General features: G+C 62.6%; 15 protein-coding genes, 1 tRNA gene and 2 pseudogenes. 9 read left to right on the top strand and 9 right to left on the bottom strand.

From position 1 onward, the window contains the following. Window positions 1-73: 73 nt before the first annotated feature. Together QXZ94_RS00005 and QXZ94_RS00010 are read right to left on the bottom strand one after the other, a co-directional pair. Window positions 74-1,006, bottom strand: coding sequence for a serine hydrolase domain-containing protein (locus QXZ94_RS00005; RefSeq protein WP_315718677.1), 933 nt, complete (start codon window positions 1,004-1,006; stop codon window positions 74-76). 130 nt (window positions 1,007-1,136) lie between these two features. Beyond that, a complete protein-coding gene (locus QXZ94_RS00010; protein WP_315718678.1) occupies window positions 1,137-1,874 on the bottom strand; it encodes an alpha/beta hydrolase in 738 nt (245 codons plus the stop codon). Window positions 1,875-2,862: 988 nt separating this feature from the next. Between QXZ94_RS00010 and QXZ94_RS00015 the strand changes: the two genes are divergently transcribed. From QXZ94_RS00015 to QXZ94_RS00045, 7 genes are all read left to right on the top strand, one after another. After that, window positions 2,863-2,988, top strand: a complete 126-nt coding sequence (locus QXZ94_RS00015) for a hypothetical protein (RefSeq protein ID WP_315718679.1) — start codon at window positions 2,863-2,865, stop codon at window positions 2,986-2,988. A 126-nt stretch (window positions 2,989-3,114) separates the two neighbouring features. Then, entirely contained in the window at window positions 3,115-4,692 is a 1,578-nt protein-coding gene (locus tag QXZ94_RS00020; protein ID WP_315718680.1) for a 2-isopropylmalate synthase, read from the top strand. A 454-nt stretch (window positions 4,693-5,146) separates the two neighbouring features. Beyond that, window positions 5,147-6,163 carry a TRAP transporter substrate-binding protein gene (locus tag QXZ94_RS00025; RefSeq protein WP_315718681.1) on the top strand — a complete coding sequence of 339 codons (1,017 nt, stop codon included), beginning with the start codon at window positions 5,147-5,149 and terminating at the stop codon, window positions 6,161-6,163. A 129-nt stretch (window positions 6,164-6,292) separates the two neighbouring features. Further along, the gene (locus QXZ94_RS00030) at window positions 6,293-6,859 is read left to right on the top strand and encodes a TRAP transporter small permease (protein ID WP_315718682.1); all 567 of its coding nucleotides are present in this window, start codon (window positions 6,293-6,295) and stop codon (window positions 6,857-6,859) included. Further along, the gene (locus tag QXZ94_RS00035; RefSeq protein ID WP_315718683.1) at window positions 6,856-8,181 is read left to right on the top strand and encodes a TRAP transporter large permease subunit; all 1,326 of its coding nucleotides are present in this window, start codon (window positions 6,856-6,858) and stop codon (window positions 8,179-8,181) included. The genes QXZ94_RS00030 and QXZ94_RS00035 overlap by 4 nt, the downstream gene beginning before the upstream one ends. Window positions 8,182-8,330: 149 nt before the next feature. Further along, window positions 8,331-8,948, top strand: coding sequence for a Spy/CpxP family protein refolding chaperone (locus QXZ94_RS00040; protein ID WP_315718684.1), 618 nt, complete (start codon window positions 8,331-8,333; stop codon window positions 8,946-8,948). Between the two features lie 176 nt (window positions 8,949-9,124). Further along, window positions 9,125-9,200 (top strand) — tRNA-Lys (locus QXZ94_RS00045). A gap of 213 nt (window positions 9,201-9,413) precedes the next feature. Here QXZ94_RS00045 and QXZ94_RS00050 read toward each other — a convergent pair. The 3 genes and pseudogenes from QXZ94_RS00050 to QXZ94_RS00060 all read right to left on the bottom strand — a co-directional run. Beyond that, a pseudogene (locus QXZ94_RS00050) lies at window positions 9,414-9,817 on the bottom strand (IS5/IS1182 family transposase); the annotation flags it as partial. Between the two features lie 511 nt (window positions 9,818-10,328). Continuing rightward, window positions 10,329-10,979, bottom strand: coding sequence for a nucleotidyl transferase AbiEii/AbiGii toxin family protein (locus QXZ94_RS00055; protein ID WP_315718685.1), 651 nt, complete (start codon window positions 10,977-10,979; stop codon window positions 10,329-10,331). Next, window positions 10,963-11,787, bottom strand: a complete 825-nt coding sequence (locus tag QXZ94_RS00060) for a hypothetical protein (RefSeq protein ID WP_315718686.1) — start codon at window positions 11,785-11,787, stop codon at window positions 10,963-10,965. Before QXZ94_RS00060 ends, QXZ94_RS00055 begins: the two co-directional genes overlap by 17 nt. Window positions 11,788-11,887: 100 nt before the next feature. Between QXZ94_RS00060 and QXZ94_RS34365 the strand changes: the two are divergent. Continuing rightward, window positions 11,888-12,736 (top strand): annotated as a pseudogene (locus QXZ94_RS34365) (TOTE conflict system archaeo-eukaryotic primase domain-containing protein); the annotation flags it as partial. Between the two features lie 147 nt (window positions 12,737-12,883). After that, window positions 12,884-14,338 (top strand): DEAD/DEAH box helicase family protein, encoded by a 1,455-nt coding sequence (locus QXZ94_RS00065; protein ID WP_315718687.1) that lies wholly within the window; start codon window positions 12,884-12,886, stop codon window positions 14,336-14,338. A 446-nt stretch (window positions 14,339-14,784) separates the two neighbouring features. Here the strand turns inward: QXZ94_RS00065 and QXZ94_RS34370 are convergent, their stop codons facing one another. From QXZ94_RS34370 to QXZ94_RS00085, 4 genes are all read right to left on the bottom strand, one after another. Continuing rightward, entirely contained in the window at window positions 14,785-15,006 is a 222-nt protein-coding gene (locus QXZ94_RS34370; RefSeq protein WP_409998722.1) for a hypothetical protein, read from the bottom strand. Between the two features lie 205 nt (window positions 15,007-15,211). Further along, window positions 15,212-15,895, bottom strand: coding sequence for a helix-turn-helix domain-containing protein (locus QXZ94_RS00075; protein ID WP_315718688.1), 684 nt, complete (start codon window positions 15,893-15,895; stop codon window positions 15,212-15,214). A gap of 18 nt (window positions 15,896-15,913) precedes the next feature. Then, the gene (locus QXZ94_RS00080) at window positions 15,914-17,074 is read right to left on the bottom strand and encodes an iron-containing alcohol dehydrogenase (RefSeq protein ID WP_315718689.1); all 1,161 of its coding nucleotides are present in this window, start codon (window positions 17,072-17,074) and stop codon (window positions 15,914-15,916) included. Continuing rightward, entirely contained in the window at window positions 17,071-17,244 is a 174-nt protein-coding gene (locus QXZ94_RS00085; RefSeq protein WP_315718690.1) for a hypothetical protein, read from the bottom strand. The genes QXZ94_RS00080 and QXZ94_RS00085 overlap by 4 nt, the downstream gene beginning before the upstream one ends. Window positions 17,245-17,253 lie beyond the last annotated feature (9 nt).

The following is a 17,253-nucleotide window of genomic DNA, read 5'->3' on the forward strand; positions in this document are numbered from 1 at the left end:
CACCCCCCCAAATCACCTAAGGGGAGTGAATCACCGTCCGTCAGCTAACGGAATCCATTTATGAGTACAGAACCTAGTCGGCGGCCGTCGACACCATGCCGCCGCCGCCGGACATCCAATTCGGCTGCCTGGTCATGTCGGGCATTGGCGGCCGCTTGCCGGTGGTGGGATCGGCTTGCGGCTCGGCGATGCGTGCGGCCTTGTCCTCGCCGACGGAGAAGCCGGTGTCGGTCAGCGCCAGCGGCTTGCTGATGCGCTCGGCAATGAACTGATCGAGCAGCTGGCCCGAGACGACCTCGACGATGCGGCCGAGCACGTCGGTCGACATGCTGTAGTCCCATGTCGTGCCCGGCTGCGCCGCAAGCGGCAGCTTCGCCAGCTTCGTGATCAGGTCGGCCGATGTCTGGCTCGGATCGAACAGATTGGCATTGTTGTAGGCCTGCTTGACCAGTGACTTGCCGAAGATGCCGTAGGTCAGGCCCGACGTGTGCCGCATCAGGTCCTGCACGGTCATCTCGCGCCGGGCCGGCTCCAAGGTCAGCTCCGGCTGGCCGGTGCCTTGATTGATCTTCTCGACGCCGACCTGCAGGCCCTTGAACTCCGGCAGATAGACCGAGACCGGGTCGAGCAGTTGCAGCCGGCCTTCCTCGACCAGCATCATGGCCGCGACCGAGGTGAACGGCTTGGTCATCGAGGCGACGCGGAAGATCGCGTCCAGCTTCATCGGCAGCTGCTTCTCGCGGTCCTGGAAGCCGAAGGCCTTGGCATAGGCCACCTTGCCCTTGCGCGCGACCAGCACCACGGCGCCGGGGATCAGCCCCTTGTCGACGTCGGCCTGGAACGCATGGGTCAGGCGTTGCAGCCGCTCGGACGACAGCCCGACGTTTTCGGGCCGATCGACCTTGGGCAGGCCTTCGGCGAAGGCCGGGATCGTGAGGCTGGCGGCTAGCAGCAACGATGACAGCGTGGCGCGCCACGGCCCTTGCATCTTCAGAGACGGTCGCATGGCTCCTCCCTCTGGTGTTGTTGGGCAGTCAGAACAGCCTGCGCGTGCGGAAGCCGTCCGTGATTGATTTGGGTCAATGGCGACGTCCGCGCCGGCGAGGCCGGGCGCTTCGTGAGCTTCAGGAACCGGCTCAGGCGGCTTTCCAATGCGCCCGCAGCGCCGCTGCGATGCTGTCTGGCCGCTCGACGATGCTCCAGTGGCCGGCGTCCGGCTCGACATGCAGCGTAGCGTCGTGACGCCTGGCGAAGCGGCCGAGGACATCGAAGGACATGTAGGGATCGTGCGCGGCTGAGATCACGAGCCCGCATCGCGGCAGCTGCGCGAGGCGCGCGATCCAGTCGCCGCCGAAGCGCAGCCCATCGGCGGAGCGATACAGCGCGAGGATCGCCCGGCGCATCGGCGCCCGCCATGCCGCGGCTTCACGCGCGGCCAGCTCCGGTGGCAGCCCGCTCTGCCGGAACATCCGCGCCATCGCCCCCTGGGTCGACACCGCCATGACGACCTCGCCCAGGACCGGCGTGTTCCAGAGCCGAGCGATGCGATGGCCGCGATAGTCCGGATCGAGCACGCCGCCGGCCACCGCCCAGGAGCGCACCAGCTCCGGCCGCAGCGACGCCGCGCGCAGCACCAGCAGTGCGCCCCAATCATGCCCGACCAGATCGAGCGGCCCGAATGCCGCATGCTGTGCTTCCATCAGGGCGACAAGCCAGTCGGCGTAGGCGTCCTTGGTGCAGGCGAAGCCCGGAGGCACATCGCCCCCGAAGCCGGGCAGGGCGGGCACTGCCACGGTCTCGCTGAGCGCTGCGATCAGCGGTCCCCAGATTGCGGGCGTATCCGGCACGCCGTGGACGAAGATGCGGTTTGTCATGAGGTCATGTACCATATGCTCGATCTTCGTATTCGGCGAAATTTTCTCTTTCCCTTTTTCAGAAAACGTGCTTCTCTACGCCATCCCGCCTCATCGAAGAGGGGCGTACGCGTCGTCACGATACGTGGAGTGCGGGGAGCGATGGCCGTGAGGCGCCGGTGGACGACCGGTGTCTTGCGGACGGCGAAGTCGTGTGGTCCTGGCCTCCCGATGCTGAGGTCAAGTTCGTGCCGTTGCGCGAAGCAGCAGTGCGGATGATGGGGGCAAGAAAGCCCGGTCCCCAGGGAGAGCACGAAGTAAGCCGTAAAGCCGTTGCGCAGGGAAGGCCGGGATGTCCTGGCCGATCCTGTGGTTCCTGCCCCGTGCACTTCTTTCCGCACGGGGGCCGCGGGTGTCGGCAGACGCCCGGCCTTCCCTGCACCCTCGATTGCCGAGGGGCGGTGCTGATGATCAGCCTGGGCACGATGGTGCCGCGGGAGCGGAGAGGTGTGTGCGGATGCGATTGGAACAATCGATCAAGGCCAGAGGGGCGCCCAGCTCGTGCGTCAAACACCGGCGTCATTGCGAGCGGAGCGAAGCAATCCAGGGCTGCGTGCGTGACTCTGGATTGCTTCGCTTCGCTCGCAATGACGCGGAGAGAGTTTGCCCCACCCACGGCTGTCATCGTCCGCGCAGGCGGACGATCCAGTATTCCAGAGGCAGTTATGGTCGGCTGAGAGGCGGCGGCGTACTGGATACCCCGCTTTCGCGGGGTATGACGGCGGGGGATGGGGCGGCGGCGCTGGCCCCCAGCGCAAGAGAACTGGGCCTTAGGCAAAAGAATGAGGACCAGAGGCCGCAAGCCCCCCAATACGTCACCCCTTCTGACCCTTATTCGGCGTTGCGAGGCCCTCTTATTCCCGGTAAAAGCGCTGTCGAGGGCACCTCGGCAACAATCCATCAATGGTTTTGCCGCACTGTTTTCGTGTCTTCGCAAAAGGGTTTGGCAATGCTGATTCGCAGCGCAGAGATCGAGGCCATCGCCGGGGCAGACGCCCGGTCGATCGCGCTCGCCTCGCTGTCCGCTCGCGGCCTGACCGGCGCGCTCGAGCTTCTGCTTCTTAGCTGCCCCTGAGGGCCGGCTGGGCGGGATGCGCCTGGGCACTCAGGGGGCTGCTTCGACACCGAAACACCCTTCAGCGCCCAATGTCTGGAGATCCTGACAGCCAGGCGCGCCACCTTCAGACTTCGAGGAAAGCCAATGTCCAATCCCGTTCAGTCCGACAAGGACCGCGTCGTCATTTTCGACACCACTTTGCGCGACGGCGAGCAGTGCCCCGGCGCCACCATGACGTTCGAGGAGAAGCTCAACATCGCCGCCATGCTGGACGGTATGGGCGTCGACATCATCGAGGCCGGCTTCCCGATCGCCTCCGACGGTGACTTCGAAGCGGTCAACGAGATCGCCAAGCGCACCCAGAACGCGGTGGTCTGCGGCCTGTCGCGCGCCGGCGCCAAGGACATCGACCGATGTGCGGAAGCGATCCGCCCGGCCAGGCGCGGCCGCATCCACACCTTCCTGTCCACCTCGCCGGTGCACATGAAGTACAAGCTGCAGATGGACCCGCAGCAGGTGTTCGAGCTGGTGATCTCCTCGGTGACGCGCGCGCGCAATCACACCGACGACGTCGAATGGTCGTCGGAGGACGGCACCCGCACCGAGTTCGACTTCCTGTGCCGCTGCGTCGAGGCCGCGATCAAGGCAGGCGCCACCACCATCAACATCCCGGACACCGTCGGCTACGCCGTGCCGGAGGAGTATTACGACCTGTTCAAGCGCGTGCGCGAGAGCGTGCCGAACTCCGACAAGGCGGTGTTCTCGGTCCACTGCCACAACGATCTGGGCATGGCGGTCGCCAACTCGATGGCCGGCGTGCGCGCCGGTGCCCGCCAGATCGAGTGCACCATCAACGGTATCGGCGAGCGCGCCGGCAACGCGGCCCTGGAAGAGGTCGTGATGGCGATGCGCGTGCGCAACGACAAGCTGCCGTTCTGGAACAAGATCGACACCACGCAGCTGACCCATGCCTCGAAGGTGGTGTCGGCGGCGACCTCGTTCCCGGTGCAGTACAACAAGGCCATCGTCGGCCGCAACGCGTTCGCGCATGAGAGCGGCATCCATCAGGACGGCATGCTGAAGAATGCGCAGACCTACGAGATCATGCTGCCGGAGACGGTCGGCGTGAAGCAGACCTCGCTGGTGATGGGCAAGCATTCCGGCCGCCACGCCTTCATCCACAAGCTGGAGGAGATGGGCCACAAGCTGGCGGGCAATCAGGTCGAGGACGCCTTCGTCCGCTTCAAGGCTTTGGCCGACCGCAAGAAGCACATCTATGACGAGGACATCGAGGCCTTGATCGACGAGGGCATGGTGAGCGCCCATGACCGCATCAAGCTGCTGTCGCTGTCGGTGATCGCCGGCACCCGCGGCCCGCAGCGCGCCACCATGAAGCTCGACGTCGACGGCGTGACCAAGATCGAGGAGAGCGAGGGCAACGGGCCGGTCGATGCGGTGTTCAACTGCATCAAGTCGCTGGTGCCGCACGAGGCCAAGCTGGAGCTGTACCAGGTCCACGCCGTCACCGAGGGCACCGACGCCCAGGCCGAGGTCTCGGTCCGGCTGTCGCAGGACGGCCGCTCGATGACCGCGCGCGCGGCGGATCCGGATACGCTGGTGGCTTCGGCAAAAGCCTACCTCGGCGCGCTGAACAAGCTGGTGATGAAGCGCCAGCGCGACGTCGCGCATGGGGCTGGCGCATCGGCTGCGGCAGCGAGCTGACCCCAAGACGTCATTCCGGGGCAGCCGCGAGAGCGGCTGAACCCGGAATCCCGACCTTGGTTTGCACCGGCTGTCGCAATCTCGAGGTTCCCCGATGGGCAATTGCGCATCTGAGGTTCGGCCCTGCGGGCCGCCCTGGACCGACGAACAGGAAGCGGCGGGCCTCGTCATCGCAGCGTCGCTTGGACTTGTTTTGCTCCGTCATTCCGGGGCGCGCGGAGCGCGAGCCCGGAATCCATACTCCCGATCGTGGTTATGGATTCCGGGCTCGCTCGCGTTGCTCGCGCCCCGGAATGACGGCGGAAGGGGGGCGATCGCTGCTGCATCGCAGCACGCGAATCCCGCCCGTGCTGCTAACGGTGAATGGCATTCCCGCCGCGTACCCGCTAACAATGTCCTTGGCATACAAAGCGGGGGCGTCGTTGCAATGCCCCCCGAACGTCGGGAGGACACTTTGCACCAGTTCAAATTCCGCCATCTGATCGCCACCGCCGCGTCGCTGGCTGCGCTCGCGCTGGCCGGCCCGGCCTCGGCCGCCGATCCGATCGTGATCAAGTTCAGCCACGTGGTGGCCTCGAACACGCCGAAGGGCCTCGCCGCCGACAAGTTCAAGGAGCTGGCCGAGAAGTACACCGACGGCAAGGTCAAGGTCGAAGTCTATCCGAACTCGCAGCTCTACAAGGACAAGGAAGAGCTCGAGGCGCTGCAGCTCGGCGCGGTGCAGATGCTGGCGCCGTCGAACTCCAAGTTCGGCCCGATCGGCATCAAGGAATTCGAGGTGTTCGATCTGCCCTACATTCTGCCCGACCTCGCCACCCTGCGGAAGGTCACCGACGGCCCGCTCGGCGCCAGGCTGCTGAAGCTGCTGGAGCCGAAGGGGATGATCGGGCTGGCCTACTGGGACAACGGCTTCAAGCAGATGAGCGCCAACAAGAAGCTGGTCGATCCCGCCGACTACAAGGGCCTCAAGTTCCGCATCCAGTCCTCGAAGGTGCTGGACGCGCAGTTCCGCACGCTCGGCGCCATCCCGCAGGTGATGGCGTTCTCCGAAGTCTATCAGGCGCTGCAGACCGGCGTCGTCGACGGCCAGGAGAACACGCCCTCGAACATCTATACGCAGAAGATGCACGAGGTGCAGAAGTACATCACGCTCACCAATCACGGCTACATCGGCTATGTCGTGGTCGTGAACAAGAAGTTCTGGGACGGTCTGCCGCCGGACATCCGCGCCGCCTGCGAGAAGGCGATGAAGGAGGCCACCGCGTATGGCAACGGCCAGTCGGCGAAGGAGAACGACGACGCGCTGGAGGAGATCCGCAAGTCGGGCAAGTCCGAACTGGTCAAGCTGACGCCGGCCCAGGACGAAGCGATGCGCAAGGCGATGCAGCCGGTCTACAAGGACGTCGCGGGGCGCGTCGGCCAGCCGCTGATCGACGAATTCCTCAAGGAGACGCGCGGCACGACCAATTGAGCGCATGAGCGAAGGATGCGCGGGCTGTCCGCCCGCGCATCGCAGCAGTCAAGGCGTTCCGGGGGACGCCCAAAACAAGCAGACGGCGCGACAAGCGCCGTGAACGTTTGAAGTTTGGGGGGAGGGGACTTGGGTTTCCTGTTGCGCATCCTCGATCGGCTCGAGGAGATCCTGATCGCATTCCTGATCGCGGCGGCGACCTCGATCATCTTCGTGGCCGTGCTGCACCGCTATCTGGTCGGCATTCCCTTGCTCTATCCCATCCTGTTCCCGATCGACCTGTCCTGGGCGCAGGAGCTGTGCATCTACATGTTCGTGTGGATGGCCAAGTTCGGCGCCGCCTATGGCGTGCGCACCGGCATCCATGTCGGCGTCGACGTCGTCGTCAACATGCTCAGGCCCTCGTTGCGCAAGGTGACGATCCTGTTCGGCCTGCTGTGCGGGGCGCTGTTCACCGCGATCATCGGCACCATGGGCGCGAAGTTCGTCTATGGCCTGTCGATGACCGACCAGGTGACGCCGGACATGGAGATCCCGAGCTGGCTGGTCTATCTGTGCATCCCGCTCGGCTCCTACCTGATGTGCTTCCGCTTCCTCCAGGTCGCCTGGCACTATCTCCGCCACGACGAGCTGCCGCATCACGACCACGCTTACGTCGAAGGTGTCGACCCGACGGCGACGGAGGTGCTGCGATGAGCAGCCTCCTGATCTTCAGCCTGCTCATCTTCCTGATGCTGACGGGCATGCCGATCTCGATCGCGCTCGGCCTCACCGTGCTGTCGTTCGTGTTCTTCATGACCAACGTGCCGACCGAATCGGTCGCGCTGAAGCTGTTCACGGGCATCGACAATTTCGAGATCATGGCGATCCCGTTCTTCATTCTCGCCGGCAACTTCCTGACCCATGGCGGTGTAGCGCGAAGGATGATCAATTTCGCGACCTCGATGGTCGGGCATTGGTATGGCGGCCTGGGGCTTGCCGGCGTCGTGGCCTGCGCGCTGTTCGCCGCCGTGTCGGGCTCATCGCCCGCCACCGTGATCGCGATCGGCTCGATCATGCTGCCGGCGATGGTGAAGCAGGGTTTTCCCAAACGGTTCGGCGCCGGGGTGATCACGACGTCGGGCGCTCTCGGCATCCTGATCCCGCCCTCGATCGTCATGGTGGTGTATTCGGTGGCGACCGGCGGCAGCATCGCACTCGATCCTGCCGGCCACCGCGTCTCCTCGGCCTCGGTGGGGCAACTGTTCATCGCCGGCGTGGTCCCCGGCATCATGCTGGCGACATTGCTCGGCCTTACGACCTTCTACCGCGCCTGGAAGAATGACTATCCGAGGCTGCCGCGCGCCAGCTGGGCCGAGCGCTTCACGGCCTTCCGCAAATGCATGTGGGGCCTGCTGCTGATCGTGATCGTGCTCGGCGGCATCTACACCGGCAAGTTCACGCCGACCGAGGCCGCCGCCGTCAGCGCCGTCTACGCCTTCGTCATCGCGGTGTTCGTCTATCGCGACATGTCGCTGAAGGACGTGCCGAAGGTGCTGCTCGGCTCGGCGAACATGAGCGCGATGATTCTCTACATCATCACCAATGCCGTGCTGTTCTCGTTCCTGATGGCCAACGAGAACATTCCCCAGCAGATCGCCAACTGGATGGCTGCGGCGGGCGTCAACTGGATCGTGTTCCTGCTGGTGGTCAACATCCTGCTGCTGCTCGCCGGCAACGTCATGGAGGCCACCTCGATCGTCTTGATCATGGCGCCGATCCTGTTCCCGGTGGCGGTCAAGCTCGGCATCCATCCGGTGCATCTGGGCATCCTGATGGTGGTCAACATGGAGGTCGGCATGTGCCATCCGCCCGTGGGCCTCAATCTCTATGTCGCCTCCGGCATCGCCAAGATGGGCATCACTGAGCTGACCATTGCCGTCATGCCATGGCTGCTCACCATGCTGGGCTTCCTGGTGCTCGTCACCTACGTCCCGGAAATCTCGCTCTGGTTGCCGCGCATGCTGGGGATGCTTTGAGGCGTAGCAATGAACTGAAACTGATTTGCAGAAACAGAAAGCGATTTGAAGCAATTACATCTTCGTAAGGTCGCACACTCTGTCCAAACTGTAAGTTGAAGACCGGGTGCGGCGGGCTCATGTTGCACCGGCTTTCCAAGGAGGTTGGCATGAGGAAGTTCACCATTGCCGCTGTCGCCGTGCTCGCCATTGCCGGCTCGACCGCGGTCTACGCCCAGCGCGGCTGGTTTCATGATCACATGCATCATGCGCGCATGAATCCGGAAGACCGTGCCGCGATGCTCGATGCGCGCATCGCAGCCGTCCATGCCGGCCTGAAGCTATCGGCCGACCAGGAGAAGCTTTGGCCGCCGGTCGAGAGCGCCGTCCGCGATCTGGTCAAGCTGAGGTTCGACCGCGCCAACGCGCGGATGAAGGCGGCCGACGACGCGCAGGACAAGGACGTCGATCCGGTTGCGCGGCTGCGTGACCACGCCGACACCATGGCCGTGACGGCGGATGCGATGAAGAAGGTCGCTGACGCCGCCGACCCGCTCTACAAGACCCTCGACGAAGGCCAGAAGCGTCGGCTCTCGGCGTTGACGCGGCCCATGGGACGCATGATGGGCCCTGATGGTCCGCGCCACCATCGCTGGATGGAGCGCGGCGAGGGCGGGCCCGGGGATGGTCCGCGCTTCGGCGAGCATCGCTTCGGTCCGGGACCGATGGGCCACCCGATGGACCGCATGGGCTGGTCCGATGAGGATCGGGAGTCCGGGCGGCTCTGACGGCGGGGCGATGATCCGCCTGATTCCGCTTCGAATTTCGCTTGGGGAAAGCCGCCGCCCGCCGGCGGTTTTTCTACATCGAAATCGCCGAAAAATCGTCAGGGATCGCTGGACATCCCGGAATCGCTTTGCTAAACGACCGGCTCTTGCGAAGGCTTTCTCCGGATGCAAGATCCGGGCGCATAGCTCAGTTGGTAGAGCAGCTGACTCTTAATCAGCGGGTCCTAGGTTCGAGCCCTAGTGCGCCCACCAAGCCTTTCAAGGACTTGTGCCGAAATACCGTTTGGGCTTGAAAAACTGAAACGTTTTTCAAACGGTGTTTTTCGATATACTGCTCTCAATAATTTGAAAAACCGAACCAGAGGACGTGCGGCTGGCGAGCCACGATCTTCGGTGCTGTCCAGATCCAATTTCTTTGAACGTTAAGAAGCTGCTGACGTCCGAATGGCGTACGCCGGCCCACCTGAGGGTGACCAGAATTGAGGCCGGCAAATCCCTCAGCCATGCGAGGACGTGACGAAGGTTGTGGCCCGGCGGCGGTAAGGATCACGTTGATGGCGTCACCCTCACGGCCCTTGAGATGGCTGCGGCCGAGATGCCCATTGCTCTTCATGTGGCTGATGATCGGCTCGATGGCTGGGCGCGGCGCAACTTGCGTCCGGTAACGTCGAATGTGCCGCGCTTCTGCCCGGAGATGAAGACGCGGCGCAGACTGCGCATGGAGCACGAACTGGCTGCCCGACTCGCCCGTTGGTGGTGACGATCGAAGCCTTGACGCCGAACTCGTAAGGCGCCGTGCCTTGCCCTGCGGATGCATTCGATCTCCGGCACGTGCAGGAATGGAGCTTCCAGCCGCACTGGCGCTGCTGCTATGACCTGACCTGGTTCGCGGGGGCAGCGGCGTATCGAACACTGCTTCGAGTTCGCGGCGCAATTGCCGACGATGGCCCTCTCAATTGATGCCCAATCTGCAAGTCTCAGGCTTCCGAGCTTCGACTCTGCCAACGCCTGCAATCGGAAATGCGCCAATATCCATAAATCCGATTCCAAGCCAGATACTTATTTGTTATTTAGAGACGGCTAATTAGTTTGTCGAGGGAGCACTCTGAACGAGCTCAAGGCGCGCATTGTTGCTGCGTTCGAAAGCAGGTGCGTTTCTGGTGCGGCGACCCCCAACAGTATTCGTGGTCGCTAAGTCTCGTGGCTTGAAACCTGCAACCAAGCCGTTATGAGCGGGAGGATATTGAACGGGTTCGTTGATCTTGCTGGGTTTCCATTTGATTTCGATCGCATTCGTTGTGTTTTGATGCGGTCGTTTCTGGTGCGAAACTGGTGCGGATGCAGAAGCCGAATTCAAGCCTTTGTTCTCGTATCGTGCGGCTAGCCGGCTTTTGGAATCTGCACCACGAGTTCGCGAACAGTTTCGAGGCACGTTTCTTGTTCGTGCTCCCATCCAGCTTGGATGTCGAGCTCTGCGAGGTCTGCTTTGAGGTAGTCGACGCGGATACTATTGAGGCGACGAAGGAGGTCGTCCTTTTTCGAAGCAACTGCACTCAAGTTTGTGGTGAGGGAGACGCCGTCGATCTTTTTGATGACTGTGATGTCGAAGATGTCGCGAGGCTTCAGCATCGTCGCCCGGTGGTACATCTTCTTGAGCGCGATCTCCGTTGGAGGCTCAACGATGATCGTTGGCTTCCAACCCTTCCGAATTGACGTCAGGTCGATCTCTTTCTCGACTGGATCAAGCGCCGAGAGGGCGCCGCTGACGATAAAGTCGATCTCGCCCTCTGGATAGTGGGCGGCCTTGTCCCAATCCGCGCAGTTCCATACGTCCGTGATCTCAGGCGATAGCAAGGCAAGATGCTGTGGGTCGTCGATGAACGCGTCGATGTCCCGGCTCAGCCGGTGGTTCGCATGAAGCATGAGGGCGGTGCCGCCGCCCAGCACCCAATCTGGAGCCGGCTGGCCCTGCTGCTTGAGGTCCTGGAGCCCGTCGAGTGTTCGCCCAAGAAGTCTACGCCAGCCGCTCAAGTGCGCGCTCCAATGCAGGGTTGCTTTCGCCCGTGGCCGATTTCATCGATCGATAAGAGGCAGCCAGGTTCTGCATGGGAATAGCGTGAAGCCGAGCAAATTCCAGAACGAGTTCAGGTCGTACTTCTGTAAAGAACGTCGCAACATGGGCGATCCAGTTTTGCCAGTCTCTTGAGGTGAGGCGATCAACAAGATCGACAGCTTCCATGGTTCGACGGTATGGAGCGTTGATCGTGCCCAGAACAAGTTGATCGATGCTCTGACGCTTTGTGGCCCGATTGGAGGAGCGTGCGGGAGGATCCGATGTCGTCGTGCGACGCGTCGGTTTGTTTTTTGCGGGATCGGCCGCAATAGTCTCCGTGGAGCTGCCTCTGCGCTTCTCAAGACCCGCGGCGTCTTCGGCAAGCGCTTCCATCGCTGCGCGCTGGGCGTCGATCTGCGACTTCAGCACCAACACGTCCCTTAGCTTCGCACGGCGGTGCTTGCCGACATACCGGAACGGCAGGTCACCGACGTCCATGCGATGGACGACCAGTGGCCTGGAAATTCCCAGAATGTCCGCCGCATCGTTCGGACTGAGTTCCTGATCCTCGGCGAGGACAGCGACGCGCTCTCCCTGGAGCAGATGGCCGAGCGCCGCCTCCAGCAGCGACGCTGCATTCGGTGGCAGCCTGATGACTTGATCCTCGCCCGACCGGCGACGGACCCGGACTTCGACCTGATCGCCCTTGCCAAGCTTCTCGAAGGTCTTGGCCGCCTTGCGGTCCCGGTCGGAGAGCTGGACGAATTGCAGCACATGGGTAGTCATGGTCGGATCCTTGCCGAGTCCCAATATATGACTTCCCTCACTTAACTGCAATATCTGAAATGTTCTGCTGAAGGCGCGGACCTCGGCAATGGGCTATAGAATGGTAACCGAGGGAGGAGCCGTGACCCGAGACCAGCCCGACCTTCTTGGGACACGCGACCGCGAAATCGCGGCGCTCCGCGAGCGGTTGGCACGGCTCGAATCCGAAAAAGCAGAGCTACAAGCAAATCTCAATAGGCTGATCTCCACGCCGGAAGCTCATCCCAGCCCGCATCTTGCCGGCGGCGTCTCGGTGACAAATGCCTCGAGCCCCGCCACCAAGATAGCTCTGTTTCGTTCGCTATTTCGAGGCCGACATGATGTGTTCCCGAAGCGTTGGGAGAACGCGAAGACTGGCAAGGCAGGCTATGCCCCGGCCTGTGCAATGAGTGGATGCCGCGAATCTGCGGCAAGCCGAAAGTAAAGTGCGGTGACTGTCCGCATCATGCCTTCCTTCCCGTCACCAATGATGTGATCGGTGGACACCTCCGTGGACACCATACGATTGGTGTCTATCCTCTCCTGACGGATGAAACTTGCTGGTTTCTGGCAGTCGATTTCGACAAGGCGACTTGGACGAATGATTCCGCTGCTTTCCTGCAAGCATGCTCGGCGCGCGGCATTCCGGCGGCGCTCGAGCGTTCCCGTCAGGGCAAACAGCCGCGATCGCGCGTCGGCTCGGCGCGCATCTCATCACGGAGACCATGGAGCGCAATCCAGACATCGGCTTTTCGTCCTATGACCGGTTCTTCCCCAGTCAGGATAGTATGCCGGCAGGGGGGTCGGCAATCTCATCGCGCTTCCCTTGCAACATGATCCGCGCTCGGCTGGGAACAGCCTCTTTCTCGACGAGACGACTTTTGAGCCTCATTCCGATCAATGGGCTTTCCTCGCGACGGTCAGGCGTATGACGCTTGCAGAGGCAACAGCGGTTGCCGAAGAGGCCGGAAGGCACGGACGAGTGACGGGACTGCGGTTGCCTCTGGAGGAGGAAGACGATGCGCCTTGGGCCGTGCCGCCCTCCCGGCGGAAACCGGAGATCTCGATTACCGGACCCATGCCTGACCGCATCGATGTCATGCTGGCAGACCAGATCTATATTCAGCGTGAAGGACTTCCCGCCGGCCTCGTCAATCGACCCATTCGGCTGGCCGCCTTTCAGAACCCGGCGTTCTACAGTGCGCAAGCCATGCGGCTTTCGACATTTGGGCTTCCGCGCATTATCGCATGCGCCGAATTGCTTTCGCATCACATCGCCCTGCCACGCGGGTGCCGTGAGGGTGTTGAGGAGTTGGCGAGTGGCCTGAACGTCGATCTGTGCTGGCGGGATGAACGAAACGCAGGAGCCGACATCCAGGCGGGCTTTCTTGGGACGCTGACCAAGAAGCAGAAGACAGCAGTCACAGCCCTGCTGGCGCACGAAACCGGCGTGCTGGCAGCGACTACGGGATTCGGGAAGACGGTCGTGGCGGCGGCGATGATTGCCGAACGCAAGGCCACCACGCTCATCCCCGTGCATCGCCGTCAGCTCATGGAGCAATGGGCCACACGTCTGCAAAACTTCCTCGATTTGCCGCAGGACAGTATTGGCCAGGTTGGTGGAGGAGCGCGCAAGCCGACTGGCATCATTGACATCGCGATGATCCAAAGCCTTGCCCGCGGGGGCATCGTAGATGATCTGGTTGCTGGATATGGCCAACTGATTGTCGATGAGTGCCATCATCTTTCGGCCGTCAGCTTCGAGGCGGTGGCACGACGTGCGAAGGCAAGGTTTGTCTTGGGTCTCTCCGCCACGGTCACCCGCAAAGACGGTCATCACCCGATCATCTTCATGCAATGTGGTCCCGTACGTTTTCGCGTAGACGCAAAATCTCAAGCCGCTCGACGTCCCTTCGGTCATCGCGTCGTGCCGCGCAGAACATCCTTCGTGCTTCCACCTGAGCTCCAGTACGATCGCCCGCCGATTCAGCAGGTCTACGCGGCGCTTGCCGCTGACGAGGCTCGCAACGGTATGATCTTTGACGATGTCTTACAGGCGCTGGAGCATAAGCGGTCGCCGGTCATCTTGACCGAGCGCAAGGACCACGCGTTGCTCCTGGCCGAAAGGCTCTCTCGTTTCGCACGCAATGTCATCGTCTTGACCGGAGGGGTAGGCGTGAAGCAAAGAAGAGGCGCAACGCAAAGGCTCGGCGACATTCCCGCGACCGACGAGCGGATGCTGATCGCCACCGGGCGATACATCGGCGAGGGCTTCGATGATGCTCGGCTCGATACGCTCTTTCTTGCGATGCCGATCTCATGGAAGGGAACGCTCGCACAATATGTCGGGCGTCTGCATCGATCATACCATGCCAAGCGCGAGGTCATCGTCTACGACTACGTCGATGAAGCCGTGCCAGTCCTGAAACGCATGAGCGAGAAGCGGGGCAGGGGTTACAAGAGCCTCGGCTATACGATCGACGATAGCGGCGCGACATTGTCAAACCATCCAACGATGTTGCCGATGTTATGAGCGTCGCTGCCTTATCGGGAAAGAAGAGTTGCGAAATGTCGACCCTTCGACCTTCGCCAGCCTATCCTTTTCTCCCCCGCGCTCTCCGATTGCGCGGCCGTCTGAAAGTGGACCTTCTGACATCTGCAGCCAGGGCGTATGGTGGGCCCGGCAGGAACCTGCAACCAGACCGTTATGAGCGGGAGGATACGGATCGGGTTCGTTGATTTTCCTGGATTTTCGTTCGGTTTCGATCGCGTTTCACGCGGTTTGTTCAGGTCGTTTCTGGTGCGAAACTGGTGCGGCTAGTTATGCGGCGATTGCCCTCCCAGGCGAGCATGGGTCCCCTAGGGAGCGCCAATAAACTCAATGACTTAGCGCACGGCGCCATCCCTGCCGTTGCGCCTGCCGCTGCCTGAGCGCTCCGATCAATCGTCCATCCGCATGGGCTACTCCGACTGTGGTCTTCACCGGCTGCGCGAGGCACGCACGCCGTTCTTGCGTTTGGTGACGCGGTGACGATGCGGGCCTGCTTCGCCGATGGCAGGCCGGGTCCGTTTGGACGGATCGATCAGCGTGTGGTTCGTGCAGCCGATACCGCGCGCCCGGATCGAACGATGCGCATCCTGGTCACGGGAGCCGAGGGCCCGACGACCGCCGCTGCCGCTTCGCATCATGGCGGTTATCATCAGGCGTTGCTGACACAACGGGGCGGCGTGAGCTTACGCAGGTTGGCCGCGAATGATGAGGTGTTCGCAACGGCTTATTTAGAACGCAACGGCAAAGCCGCATTGTCCTCGGAAAGCATGAAAGTGAGATACGGACCGCGGTGGGCCCGGATGCGGCCAAGGCGTCTGGTGGCATGTGTTGCCACTCATCATGGGCAGTTCAGGCTCAACGTGGGCGCCGGCTCCAGACATCTCCCTTGCGCAATGTCTGTTTCGCATTGATTGCGACGGTCTCGGCTGCCACAATATCGATGCCCAGCACCCGCAGGATGGCTTGGGCCGCCATTGCCGGAATCGAGTCGTCTCTTTTGACCAATGCTTCGCGCATCGCGGCGCTGACGATGGCCAACAGCATCGCATACAGGGCCGGCGAATCGACCGTCTTGAAATAGCCCTGGCGGATGCCGATGCCGACATCCTTGCGAATCCCCGCAAAGATCTGCTCACGAAATTCTCCGAGATCGGAGAGTGCGTGGACGATCAGGCGCCCCCATGTCGGATCCTGCAGACCGCGTTCGATGAACAACATCGTTGCGAGCGCAACGCGCTCGGTGCCCTGCTCAGTTCCAGCAATCGCCTCGTCGACTTCGCGGACCAATGCGGCCGCGACGGCGCCGGCGACGGCATCGACCAGCTCCGTCTTGTTTCGGAAGTGATAATAGAAGCTTCCGTTGGAGAGCCCGGCCTCCTCGGCGACTTCCATGACGGACGTGCGTTCGATTCCTTTTTTGGCCATGACCGCGATGGCCGTATCCAGGATCAACGCTCGCGTCCGCAGGCGCTTGGTGTCGTCCTGACTTGCGTCCTGAAAGTGCCGGCTTTTCTTCGTCTGAGGCGCGTGCGTGCTCATTTCAAAGCAATAGCACGGTCAGGCTGCGGTGGCACCGATCATCCCATCCAATGAGCGCTGAATCATCTCCGTATATTCCGCTGCGGACGGGTGGTAGCGTGCGGTCTGGTTGAACGGGCTCGCATGCGCGCGCGAGCCCAAAGCTGAGACGTCGCCCCCCCTATAGCCAAGTTCGGCCAAGGTCGCCGGCAGGTTCAGGGTCCGCATCAACACGGCGATGGCCGCGGAAAGCGATGCGCCGGGGGGCAGTCCCATCGCCGCCGCAATGGCCGCGGCCCGATCGGAGGCGTGACGGCTGACGGAATCCAATGAGCAGACCAGGCCAGTGCCGCTCAAGAGTCCATGATGGAAGCCCTGGTCGCCGCAGGTGATCGCGATGGCGTGCGCCGGCCCTAGGCCCATGCTGATGGCTACGCCGCCGGCATAGGCAGCAGCCATCATCTCCGATCGTGAGCGAAGGTCACCGCCGCGCTCGGTTGCGTCTCGGATGGCCGCCATTGCTCGTCGGATGCCGTCCAATGCGAGCGCGTCGGCAAAGGGTAACATTCGGCTGGACAGATAGCCCTCCACGCAGTGCGAGATCGCGTCGATGCCGGTGGCTGCGGTGAGCCGGGGTGGCAGCGTCAACGACAGCTCCGGATCGAGCATCGCAAGATGCGGCACGATGGCGGGCGAACTCATTCCCGTCGAGGCGGTCGCGGCGTCCGGGTGGATGCCGGCATCGGGCGACGCCTCGCTGCCAGTTCCGGCAGTGGTCGGAAGCACTGCAAGCGGGGCGCATCGCCGAGGCCTGGCCGTGGGATTTCCGGCATAGGTGCTTACGCTGCCAGGGTTGGTGGCGAGCAGCGCGATGTATTTGGCCGTGTCGATCACCGAGCCACCGCCGAGCGCGATCACGCCATCGCAATGGTTTGCCCGGTAGAGCGCCGCACCCCGGTCGGCGTCCGAGAACAGGGGATTTTCCGTCACGTCGTTCAGGATTGCCGCGGCCGGGCCCCGCTTGAGCGCGGCGTTGACGCGATCGACCAGGCCGACCGTCGTGATCCCGTGGTCGGTCACCAGCATCGGCCGCCTCATGCCCAGACAATCGAGCTCCTCGTCGAGGCAGGACAGTGCACCGGCGCCGAACACGGTGCGGGGAAGTTGCAGTGACGCGACCATCTGCAATCCGGTGATCATTTTCCGCCGAGGACCATGCGCAATGCTCTCACAACGAGAGCCCAGCTCAGAAACCTGTAGCCGGCCCGCAACTCGTCGCCGCGAACGACGCCCTTCATCGGCATGGCGCCCATGATCGTGCCGCCGATGACAAGCCCGTCCTCCGTCGCGTCGACGCTGGTGATCGTCATCAGCTCGGT

Source organism: Bradyrhizobium sp. SZCCHNS2022 (assembly GCF_032377575.1).
GTDB lineage: Bacteria > Pseudomonadota > Alphaproteobacteria > Rhizobiales > Xanthobacteraceae > Bradyrhizobium > Bradyrhizobium aeschynomenes.